Here is an 11,668-nt window from a genome sequence, read left to right as displayed (position 1 = left end):
GGTAAGGAGGCAGATGGCTGGCGTTGATTCCAGCGGCTTCCCCGCGCATCACGAAAATATATTCGATAACGTTACGTAATTCACGAATGTTGCCAGGCCAGTGCCAGGCGTAGAGGCGGTTGATGACGTCATCGGGAAGTTTTTGTGATGGTCGCTGATAACTGACCGAAAACTCATCGGCAAAATATTGCGCGAGGACCGCAATATCTGCCCGCCGTTCGCGCAACGAGGGAAGAACCAAAGGGACCACGTTCAGGCGATAGAAAAGATCTTCGCGAAACTGATTACTCTCCACCATCGCGTTAATGTTTTTGTTAGTCGCGGCAATAATTCGTACATCAATATTGATGGTGTTGTTAGACCCGACGCGGGTGATCGCTTTTTCCTGCAGAACCCTGAGCAGCTTAGCCTGCAGATGAAGCGGCATATCGCCGATCTCATCCAGAAACAGACTGCCGCCGTTGGCCAGTTCAAATTTTCCCACGCGGCCTTTGGGGTCGGCCCCGCTGAATGCGCCGCGCACATAACCAAACAGTTCGCTTTCCAGCAACTGTTCGGGAATGGCAGCACAGTTGATTGTTACGAAGGGGGCGGCTTTACGGGGGCTGCTCTGGTGAATGGCAAATGCCACGACCTCTTTTCCTGAGCCACTTTCGCCGGTAATAAGCACACTGGCATAGCTGTTGGCGATTTTACCGATGGTGCTTCTGAGCTGTTCCATCAAGGGGGAGTGACCAATCAACCGCACCTGGGTGTCGGCCTCATAAGACGATGGAAGAAGGGTACTCAGGTAGTCGTGCGCGTCACGAAAGATAATCATGGTTAAGCGATCGTTATCCAAAGACGAGAGCGAAATTTGCTTGCACAGTACATGGTATTTCTGACCTTCGAGCGTCAGCCAGGCCTCCTCATCGCCATACAAACTGTCCCCGGTTGTTTCAATGGTCAACGGTAATCCCTGAACCTCGCGATTGAGAATGCGATCGGCTGAATGGTTGGCATGCCAGACAAGACCATCACCATCGATTGCCACGACGCCGCGGTCCATGGCATCGATCAGACGGCGAAATGCGCCCAGCCTTTCTTGCGCGCGTAAACGTTCCAGACATTCAAAAACCTTACTGGAGATCATCACGGCTATTTGCTCAATGAAAGTAACAAATTTCTCAATCTGGCTCAGGAGGGTGTCGCGCTGCGCCTGGGTTGAGCAAATAATCCCGATCACCCCAATGACGCGATTGTTGAGAAAAATTGGTGCGTTCAAATCCAGCATTTCAGAACAATAGTGGTGTTTTTCACATAACTGACACAGTGGATGTTCGCCAGGATTTTTGATCAGCACCGTTTCCCGCACCTGCAAAACGTGGCGGTAGATGTAGCCATTTTTTGCCACGTTTTCATTGAGCATATGCCGGTATTTACCGGTGCCAGCGATGCGCATTAAAGATTCATCAATGATCTCAACATCCGTTCCGGTGATGCCAGAAATAGCATCGGCATAATTGCATATATCATCCTGAATATTGCTGAGTACTGAAATCATGCTACTTCTCCGGCGCGTATCGCATTTCTCATGGAAAATGATAAATAGGCGAACTAATCCAAAAATGATTTGCGAAAAATCAATCTACCGCTCTGTTTTAGTATGTTTTTTTTATTTTATCTTCCGCGATCACACTATTTATCAATTGTGAGAATTTATCAAAATGAAACGATAAACTAACGCGATGATATTTTTGGCTGCAAATCTTGAATTCTGTCTATTTAATTGAAATTTAAGTGTTTATTAAATTATTCATAAGATTTTACTCAATTAATAAAAAGCTGGTAAGCATTTTGCTCTATTGGCATTACCGATAGCGGAAATATCTCTGTATGACATCAATTGCAGGGAATGGATTACCAGCACAATGAGGTTTTATGATGCAGGAAAACTTATCATTTTTTATCAACCAGACACCGTTTACCGAACATCCGAACGCGCCGTTGGCTCCGTTTAGCCGCCAGGAGTTGGTCAAAGCGTTGAATTTTCATCGGTCTATTCCGGGATATTCCCCAACGCCGTTGTATACGCTGCCGGCACTTTCACAAAAACTGGGCGTAAAAAATATCTACCTCAAAGATGAGTCGCAGCGTTTTGGCCTGAAAGCCTTTAAAGCGCTGGGCGGTTCCTATGCGATGGCGTGCCATATCGCTGAATTAGTCGGTAAAGATATCAGCGAATTACCGTTTGATGTGATGACCAGCGAAGAGGTGCGCCGCGATCTGCAAACCGTTACGTTTGCTACCACCACCGATGGCAATCACGGTCGTGGCGTTGCCTGGATGGCGCGACAGTTGAAGCAAAATGCCGTGGTTTACATGCCAAAAGGTTCTTCACAGCAACGTCTGACGTCGATCCGTAACGAAGGCGCTACCGCCGAAATCGTCGATATGAACTATGACGATGCGGTTCGCATGACCGCGGAACAGGCGGAAAAGCATGGCTGGATAGTGGTGCAGGATACCGCCTGGGAAGGGTATGAAAAGATCCCGCAGTGGATTATGCAGGGTTACGGCACGCTGATGCTGGAGGCGATCGACCAGCTGCATCAGGTTGCGCCGACGCATATTTTTGTTCAGGCAGGCGTTGGCTCGTTTGCCGGCATGGTTCAGGGAATGGTGACGGCGGCATGGGGAGAAAATCGCCCGAAAGTGATCGTCGCCGAGGCGTTAATTGCCGATTGTCTCTACCGCTCCGCCCGCTCGAAAGAGGGTGATGCCATAGCGGTGGGCGGAGATTTGCAAACCGTGATGGCTGGTCTCGCCTGCGGTGAGGCAAATAGCATTGGTTGGAAGCTGTTGCGTGATTATGCCACTGCATTTGCCTCCTGCCCGGATGAGGTTGCGGCGCTTGGCATGCGCATGTTGGGTAATCCGCTGGCAGGCGATCCACAGATCGTTTCTGGTGAGTCCGGGGCGGTGACGACCGGCCTGCTGTCACTGCTGATGTCCTCGCCTGAACTGGCGCAAACGCGTACGCAACTGGGACTGGATGAGCATTCCCGCGTGTTGTTGATAAGTACTGAGGGTGACACTGACCCACAACAGTATCTGGATATTGTCTGGGGCGGTCAGTACCCGGGCATCAACAAATAATTTCCTGATTGAGAATAAGAACGGAGAAACCCATGTTATCTGCAAACCGTATTGAAGAAGTGATTAAAAACTGTCAGGCGCTAATCCAACAAAAAAGTTATTCCGGTCAGGAAGGGGAAGTGGTTAATGCCATAAAAACAATGATGCAGCATTACCAGTTCGATGACATCCATGTTGATAAGTACGGCAACATTGTTGGCGGTATCGTGGGTAATCAGCCAGGGAAAACGCTGGTCCTTGATGGACATATTGATACTGTACCGGTGAACGAAGAGAAGTGGACCCGCAACCCGTACGGCGGTGATATCGAAGATGGCAAGATTTATGGTCGCGGTACGACCGATATGAAAGGCGCCGTGGCGGCAATGATCTCTGCCGTGGGTTTTTTCGGCCAGGACAACCAGCGTAATTTCGCCGGGAAAATCTACGTTGCCTGTATCGTGCATGAAGAGTGCTTTGAAGGCATTGCCGCTCGTCTGGTCAGCGAGCGCTATAAGCCAGACTACGTAATCATCGGTGAAGCTTCCGAGCTAAACCTGAAAATTGGCCAGCGTGGACGTGCTGAAATTGTGGTTGAAACGTTTGGTAAACCTGCGCACTCCGCCAACCCGCAGGCAGGGATTAATGCGGTGTATAAAATGGCGCAATTGATCGACAAAATTCGCACCATTACCCCGCCAACGCACCCAGTACTCGGGCCTGGCATTCTCGAACTGACCGACATTAAATCTTCGCCGTACCCGGGTGCCTCGGTCGTGCCGGATTACTGCCGCGCAACCTACGATCGCCGTTTGCTGGTGGGCGAAACCAAAGAAAGCGTCATTGCCCCGCTGGAAAATGTCCTGGCAGAATTCATCACGCAGGATCCGCAGTTTAAGGCCCGTGTCTCCTACGCTGTGGGCCAGGAGTCTTGCTATACCGGTGCCACCATTGAGGGGGAGCGCTTCTTCCCGGGCTGGGTGTATGACGAGTCGGACGAATTCGTGCAAGCCGCTCTGGCTGGCGTCCGCGAGGCCGGGTTTAATCCGACCATCACGCAATACTCATTTTGCACCAACGGTAGTCACTATGCGGGCGAAGCGGGAATTAAAACTATCGGCTTCGGACCTTCGCGTGAAAATCTGGCGCACACCATTGATGAGTATATCGAGATCGATCAGTTAACCGGTTCGGCCAGCGGCTATTACAGCATCATCCAGACACTCTATCGCCAATAAAAGAACGATAAAAATCCTCTTACCTTACAGGCGGTGCCGCGCAGCGCCGCCGCAATGGAGAATAACGATGAAAACCATTTTCAAAAACGGAAATGTGATCGATGGGACGGGCAGTGAAGGCAGAATTGCCGATGTGGTCGTTGATGACGGACGTATTGTCGCAATCGGTCAAATAGACGTTGGCGTCAATGAACAGGTTATTGATGCCACGGGAAAAATTATTTGTCCTGGCTTTATTGATACCCATACGCACTCTGACCTGTCGGCGATTATTAACCCCGCGCTGTCGGCAAAAATTCGCCAGGGAATTACCACTGAATTGCTGGGGCAGGATGGCGTCGCGTTAGCACCGTTGCCGGAAGAATATATTCCGGCGTGGCGTAAAAATATTGCCGGACTGGACGGTGATACCGACAAAATAGACTGGAAATATAAAAATACGGACGGTTATCTCAATCTGTTGGCATCACGACATCCGGCGACAAACCTTGCCTATTTAGTTCCGCATGGCAACGTGCGCATGGAGGCGATGGGGCTGGATGGGCGGCCTTCGACCCGTGAAGATGTGGCGAAGATGTGCGAAGTTCTTGAGCGGGAATTAAAAGCGGGCGCGTTTGGTCTTTCCACCGGGCTTATCTATATGCCTTGCGCCTTTGGCGATACTGCCGAAATGATTGAACTGTGCAAGGTCACGGCGAAATATAACGGGATCTTTGTGGTACATCAGCGCAGTGAAGCTGACGATATTATCAACTCAACGCAGGAGCTGATTGATATCGCCAAAGCCACAGGCGTCTGGCTACATATTTCACATATGAAGGTCTGCGGAAAGAAAAACTGGGGGCTGATCGACCAGATGCTGGGGATGCTGGAGCAGGCGCAGGAAGAGGGGATCCGCATCTCTTTCGACCAGTATCCCTATGTGGCGGGCAGCACGATGCTCGGCGTGATCCTGCCGCCATGGGTCCACTCCGGTGGAACAGACAAATTACTGGAACGCCTGGCCTCACCTGAACTGCGCGCCAAAATGATCGAGGATATTCAGCAGGGCATCCCTGGCTGGGATAACTTTATCGATTTTGCCGGTCTGGACCAGATTTTTGTTACCAGCGTGAAAACGGCCAAAAATCAGGATGCCGTTGGTCTGAACCTCGTCCAGTTGGGTGAATTGCGCGGGAAAGACCCCTACAACGCCACCTTCGACCTGCTTTATGAAGAAGAAAACGCCGTCGGAATGGTCGACTTCTACGGCACTGAAGAGCATGTGATTAAGTTTCTCTGTCGGCCAGAGCAAAACGTTTGTACCGACGGTTTAATGGGGGCCGGAAAACCGCACCCTCGCGTGTTCGGCGCATTCCCACGTGTGCTCGGTAAATACGTGCGTGAAGAGGGATGTCTGAGCTGGGAAGCGGCAATTCGCAAAATGACGGGTAAACCTGCTGAGGTGCTGGGCCTGCAGGATCGCGGGCTGCTGAAGGTGGGTTACGCGGCGGATATTGTGATGTTCGATCCGAACACTATCGCTGATAGGGGCACGTTTGTTGAACCTAATCAGTATCCGCAAGGGATTGAAATTGTCATGGTTAATGGGCGCATTGCCTTAATTAATGGCACGGAAAGTTATGCCTGTAGCGGTACGGTTATAAGAAAACAATATTAATAAATAACGCTAAACACGCATTGATCTATCGCGACTATTTATGGCCGCGGTAGATCACTACACCCTAAGGACATCACAATGAACCTACAAACATCTTTACCTTCAGGTAAACCAAAGACCTGGAAAGCAAGATATACCGTCCTGACATTGATCTGGCTGGCGTGGCTCCTCTCTTTTCTCGACAGAATGGTCATGAGCGTTTCGCTCCCTTATATCGGCAAAGATTTAAATCTGGATACCACCCAACAAGGTTTAATTATTAGCGCCTTTTTTATTGGTTATGCCGCGTTTCAAATTCCCGGTGGTTTACTGGCGGATAAGTTTGGCTCGCGTAAAATCATGGCTATTGGTATTGCCTGGTGGTCTGTTTTCACCAGCTTAACCGGCGCTGTGCTGACGCTACCGCTAATGCTGGCAGTGCGCTTCTTCTTTGGTATCGGCGAAGGGTGCTTCCCGTCGGCCTCCTGGAAGATGATTTCGACCTATTTCCCGTCGAAAGAGCGCGGGCGCGCGACGGCGATTCAATCAACGGTGAACACCTTAGGCCCGGCGCTGGCGGTTGTGGTCGCAGCCAGCATTATTGGGGCTTTTGGCTGGCATATGGTTTTTATCGTGCTGGGTATTCCTGGACTGTTTATTGCCGCAGGGATCTACTTATTTACGCGTGACAACCCGAAAGATCACCCCGCCATTACGCAGCAGGATCTGGCGGAACTGGCCGTTGACGATCAGGGTGGGCTGCAAAATACCAGCGCTATCGCGTTTAAAGACGTACTCAAAATGCCGGTGCTCTGGCAAATGGCAAGTATCTGGTTTTTGTTTGATATCACCTTCTGGGGATTTTCAACCTGGTTGCCCAGTTATCTGATCACCGTACGTGAATTTTCTCTGGCCAAGACCGGCGTAATGGCGGCAATTCCCTTTCTGTTTGGCGCAGGAGGCACATTGTTAGGCGGATACTGTTCAGATAAATTCAAACCGATGCGTAAAACGTTGTACGTCGTAACCTCAGTCATTGCCGCAGGCTTCCTGTACCTGACCTTCAGCGTGAGCAGCGCAGATATGGCGGTGGTTTATCAGTGTATTTCAGCCCTGTTCATGTTCTTCGCTATGGCGACGTTCTGGGGAATTTTGATGGATACCATCCCCAGCAACATTATGGGACGGGCGTCGGGGATCGTTAACTTTGGCGGTCAGATGGCGGGCGTTGTTTCTGCACCTATCATCGGCTGGCTGATCCAAAGCAGCGCAGGAAGCTATAACAGCGCCTTTATCTTTATGATTGCCGCACTGTTATGTTCTGCCGTCGTTACGCTGACCGTGAAAAACTCGCGCGCGGTTGGAGCATTACCCAGTCAGGCTTGATTAATGTCTGTCTCCTGTGGCTCTGCTGTTTCAGAGCCACAGGGATTGACGGGCATCAACGTTTAATAACACGCAATAACTGAATTTCCCGCCAGATGTACAGTTACCACTGCAATTCTATTCCTCTCCTTATTAAGAATTAAGCATAATAAATGAAAGACCAGTCCTACATGTGTAGGAATATTCCCTCTATAATGTGTTAATGATTTGATCTACAGAAAGGCTCAAGGTTTAATTCTTGTAAATCTAAATGTTATTTTTATGATTTATTCATCTTGATTATGAAAAAATCATAAAATATACACGTGACTATGTTAGAATTTGCGTCCTGGGTCTTGCACTTATAAATCAGTAATATTGAAGACTCACCTGCACTATAGCCATCGCCTCTCTTTATTTATCGGGATTCTTATACGCAATGAACGCGATAATCGTTGATGATCACCCTTTGGCCCGCATTGCCATTCGCAACTTACTCGATACTAATGGTATCACTGTGACCACTGAACTCGACAGTGGCGAGCAAGTCGTACAGGTGGTTGAAAAAAACAAACCTGAACTGCTAATTATTGATGTGGATATTCCTGGTATCAGTGGCATCGAGGTGCTGGAACAATTACGCAAGCGGCACTATGCTGGTGTGATCATTATCATTTCAGCAAAAAATGAATATTTTTATGGTAAACGTAGTGCTGAATACGGTGCTAACGGATTTGTGAGTAAAAAAGAAGGCATGAATAATATTCTTGCCGCCATCGAAGCCGCCAAAAATGGTTATAGTTATTTCCCTTTCTCCCTTGAACACTTTACTGGTTCATCGGCCAGCGAACAGGATAAACTTGATACGTTATCAACACAGGAAATGAGAGTGTTGCGTTATATCCTTAATGGTATGGATTACAGTACGATTGCCAGTAAAATGAATATCAGTAATAAAACGGTCAGTACTTATAAAAGTCGTTTAATGGAAAAATTAGATTGTTCTTCATTAATGGAGATTTATGATTACGCGCAAAGAAATAAAATAGGGTAGAGTAATGCTGGAACGCTTATTTATTTTTTTGATGGTCATATTTACCATCGGATTATCTACGGATGTGAGTTCAGCGCGCCAGGTTGAACTAAAAAGTAACTATAATACTGCGGTGCAAAATATCAGCTTAAACAGGGAAGAAACAAACTGGTTGGCGCATAAAAAAACATTAGTGGTTGGCACCTGGTTACCGGAAGTCTCACCTATTGTCTATCAAAACAGCGGGGAAAATTATCGGGGCGTTAACGCGGACTACCTTGCGCTAATGCAAAAAAGTCTCAATGTAAAAATTGTTATAAAGCAATACGATAACGAGCAGCAGGCGCTTGCCGCACTCGCCAGTAATGATGTTGATACGTTGATAACCCAGCTTTCCCGGCGGCAGGATGTCGGCGGGCATTTACTGCGCACATCGGCATTACTCACAACGTGGCCGACGCTTGTGACGTCATTAAAAAACACGATGCTACCGCTGATGACGAACCATAAGGTCAGCGTCGCCTGTGTGCGGGATTGCCCTTTTCTTAACGTTATCCAGGACGCTTTTCCTGATGCTAAAATCTCATTTTATGACGACGAGTATCAGGCAATGGCGTCGGTGGTGAACGATGATAACCAATATTATATTGGTAACAATATTACCACTAGTCATTGTATCTCGCGGTATTTCTCGCAATCCCTGGTTATTACGCATTATTTTGATAAGCAGGAACAATATAATTATTTTGTGGTTAATGAAAATCAACCGCTATTAAGAAATATTCTTGATGGTTTTATTACGTCAATAAGTAATGAAATCCATATGCAGGTGATGCAGAACTGGTTAAATCGCGGTAATCTTGCTTATCTGAATGCGCCCATTCCTTTCAGTCATCAGGAAAAAGAATGGCTGAAGAATAAACATACTATCCGCATTTTGATCAACCCGGATTACCCACCCTATACGCTGGTAGATAGCAGCGGCGAGTTACGTGGTATTCTTGGCGATTTGCTGAATATTATTCATCTGCAAACGGGTCTTAATTTTGAACCTGTTTTGGCCACGTCCAGAAGTGAACAGACCAAACTCATCAGTGGTGGGCAGTGGGATATGTATCCGACGATCGCCCCGACTAACCAAAACCAGGACGATTCGGCATTGAGCGATCCGCTGATGAATGTTGCATTCGTGGTTATCACATCGCGCCAGGAAACAGCCGACTCGCTGCTGGGAAAACCGATACGTATTGCTCTGCCTGCCGGACATATTCTGGAACGTGGCCTCAAACAACAGTATCCGCAGGTGACCTGGGTGAATGCGGATACCGGTAGCGCTGCAATGGCTATGGTCAAGGAGGGCGACGTTGATGCGGCAATCGCGACCGAATTGTCGGCAAAGTTCATTACCGATCATTACTACCAGAATAATATGCACTTCTTCCGGCTTCCTGATATGCCAGGCGCATCGGTGAGTTTTGCTATTTCTTCTCATGAGCCGATGCTGAAGTCTGTCATTGATAAGGCCCTGCAAGCCATACCTCCGCGTGAAATTTTACAAATGACGGAGAAGTGGTCGAAGATTTCCAATACCCAGGTTGATATCTGGAGCCGATATAGCAAACAGTTCTATCAACTGGTGGTATTTGCGCTGGTACTTATTGCTATTAGCCTGATCTGGGGGATATCACTCTCCCGTGAAGTCCGTAAAAGAAAGCAATCGCAGCGGTTACTGGAAGAACAGTTGCATCTCAAAGAGGTTTTATCTCAAGAGCTGGAGACTGAAAAGAATAAAGCGATTGCCGCCACAAAAGCCAAAAGCCGTTTTCTGGCGAGCATGAGTCATGAGTTACGTACCCCGGTAAGCTCGATTGTTGGTTTTGTGGAATTACTCTCAAGCTCTGAGCTCAGTCCGGCACAACGCAAAGAGGCCATTGCTTTGACCGGGGCGACGGCCCAATCATTGCTGGGACTGATTGGTAAGATTCTTGACGTTGATAAGATTGAATCCGGAAAATATGAGGTTGTTCCCCAGTGGACCGATCTCTCGCAGCTTATTGAATTGCAGTGCCACTCTTTCGATGCCCTGGCGAGGCAGAAAGGTATATCGCTTGCCTGCGTCAGCCAGTTGCCAGTAAATGAGCGGGTATTTGTCGATCAGCAGGCTTTGCGGCAAATTCTCACCAATCTGCTGGGAAATGCGCTGAAGTTTACGGCGCAGGGCAGTATTCATGTTACGGCCCGACTGACTCCGGACACAGATAATCACGGCACCCTGACAATCGCCATCAGTGATACCGGTTGTGGCATTAGCGAAGAAGAGCAGGCTGGACTGTTCCATCGTTATGCTCAGGGGCGTTGCGGACGTCAACAAACGGGGTCTGGTCTGGGGTTATTTATCTGCAAAGAATTGGTAACGCTGATGGGCGGTACGCTGGAACTGAGGAGTATTCCGGCTCAGGGAACCACGTTCACGATTACGCTGCCGGTTGAAACTGCCCGACAGTCGATAGTAGCGGATGGGGATACCCCTGGCGCTGTGCTACCGCTACCGTGTCTGTCGATTCTGATCGCAGACGATAACCCAACTAATCGCCTGCTGCTTAAACGCCAGTTGAATACCATTGGCTACAGCGTGGATGAGGCCTGTGATGGCGAGGAAGCCGAAGCCAAACTGGCCAAAAAATCATACGACCTGTTGATAACCGACGTGAATATGCCGAAGAAAGACGGTTTTGATCTCGCGGCTTCACTACGTCGTCAACAACCTCATTTGCAAATATGGGGGCTGACGGCCAGTGCGCTCCCGCAGTCACGCGATCGATGTCTGCAAAACGGTATGAATTTGTGTCTGTTTAAGCCGGTGTCAATCCAGACGCTGACGCATGAACTGAGCAAAATCGACACGGGCTATGCGTCACCTTGTGCAATCCGGCATTTAAAATTCAATGTACTGACTGAAAATACCGGTGGCGATCGCGTATTAATGAACGAGATACTCGAAACATTCCGCGAAGCAACGCTGAGTGATTTACAAGCGGCTGAGAAAGCCGTTGCGCAAGATGAGCCGCAGCTGTTTTTACGGGCGCTTCATCGGTTGCATGGTTCGGCGCAAATTCTGGGTATCACCGCGCTTCAGACGCTGTGCGAACCTTTTGAGTCTATGCGACATGACGATCTTCCGCTGGCTGTACGGCAGCAGGCATTACAGAAAATTGTTGCTGTCATGCGAGAAATTGAAATTGAGATCGACAGTCTGATGAGCCATTAATCCCCCCG

7 protein-coding genes are annotated in these 11,668 nt (G+C 48.7%); 6 read left to right on the top strand and 1 reads right to left on the bottom strand.

Annotation, left to right across the window (positions count from 1 at the left end; genetic code table 11):
• The coding region (locus KQJ18_RS04195; protein ID WP_216421496.1) for a sigma 54-interacting transcriptional regulator at positions 1 to 1,543 on the bottom strand (1,543 nt) is incomplete at its 3' end.
• A gap of 380 nt (positions 1,544 to 1,923) precedes the next feature.
• Here KQJ18_RS04195 and dpaL point away from each other — a divergent pair.
• The 6 genes from dpaL (at position 1,924) to KQJ18_RS04165 (ending at position 11,660) form a co-directional block, all read left to right on the top strand.
• Complete coding sequence (gene dpaL / locus KQJ18_RS04190; protein ID WP_038642834.1) at positions 1,924 to 3,138, top strand: diaminopropionate ammonia-lyase; 1,215 nt, start codon at positions 1,924 to 1,926, stop codon at positions 3,136 to 3,138.
• A gap of 32 nt (positions 3,139 to 3,170) precedes the next feature.
• Entirely contained in the window at positions 3,171 to 4,355 is a 1,185-nt protein-coding gene (locus KQJ18_RS04185; protein WP_038632852.1) for a YgeY family selenium metabolism-linked hydrolase, read from the top strand.
• A gap of 67 nt (positions 4,356 to 4,422) precedes the next feature.
• A complete protein-coding gene (locus KQJ18_RS04180; protein ID WP_199952237.1) occupies positions 4,423 to 6,015 on the top strand; it encodes a D-aminoacylase in 1,593 nt (530 codons plus the stop codon).
• A gap of 78 nt (positions 6,016 to 6,093) precedes the next feature.
• A complete protein-coding gene (locus tag KQJ18_RS04175; RefSeq protein ID WP_042313230.1) occupies positions 6,094 to 7,380 on the top strand; it encodes an MFS transporter in 1,287 nt (428 codons plus the stop codon).
• 418 nt (positions 7,381 to 7,798) lie between these two features.
• Complete coding sequence (gene evgA, locus KQJ18_RS04170) at positions 7,799 to 8,413, top strand: acid-sensing system DNA-binding response regulator EvgA (RefSeq protein ID WP_038632843.1); 615 nt, start codon at positions 7,799 to 7,801, stop codon at positions 8,411 to 8,413.
• Between the two features lie 4 nt (positions 8,414 to 8,417).
• Entirely contained in the window at positions 8,418 to 11,660 is a 3,243-nt protein-coding gene (locus KQJ18_RS04165; protein WP_216421495.1) for a transporter substrate-binding domain-containing protein, read from the top strand.
• Positions 11,661 to 11,668: the final 8 nt, after the last annotated feature.

It is taken from the genome of Citrobacter sp. S55_ASV_140 (genome assembly GCF_018919505.1).
In the GTDB taxonomy this organism is placed as follows: domain Bacteria; phylum Pseudomonadota; class Gammaproteobacteria; order Enterobacterales; family Enterobacteriaceae; genus Citrobacter; species Citrobacter werkmanii.
The sequence above is the reverse complement of the archived record's forward strand: the minus strand, read 5'-3'. Positions and strand labels throughout refer to the sequence as shown.

Bases quoted from the DNA above. Each gene is read 5' to 3' on its own strand.
- dpaL (WP_038642834.1), top strand. From the start codon at position 1,924: ATGCAGGAAAACTTATCATTTTTTATCAACCAGACACCGTTTACCGAA.
- KQJ18_RS04185 (WP_038632852.1), top strand. From the start codon at position 3,171: ATGTTATCTGCAAACCGTATTGAAGAAGTGATTAAAAACTGTCAGGCG.
- KQJ18_RS04180 (WP_199952237.1), top strand. From the start codon at position 4,423: ATGAAAACCATTTTCAAAAACGGAAATGTGATCGATGGGACGGGCAGT.
- KQJ18_RS04175 (WP_042313230.1), top strand. From the start codon at position 6,094: ATGAACCTACAAACATCTTTACCTTCAGGTAAACCAAAGACCTGGAAA.
- evgA (WP_038632843.1), top strand. From the start codon at position 7,799: ATGAACGCGATAATCGTTGATGATCACCCTTTGGCCCGCATTGCCATT.
- KQJ18_RS04165 (WP_216421495.1), top strand. From the start codon at position 8,418: ATGCTGGAACGCTTATTTATTTTTTTGATGGTCATATTTACCATCGGA.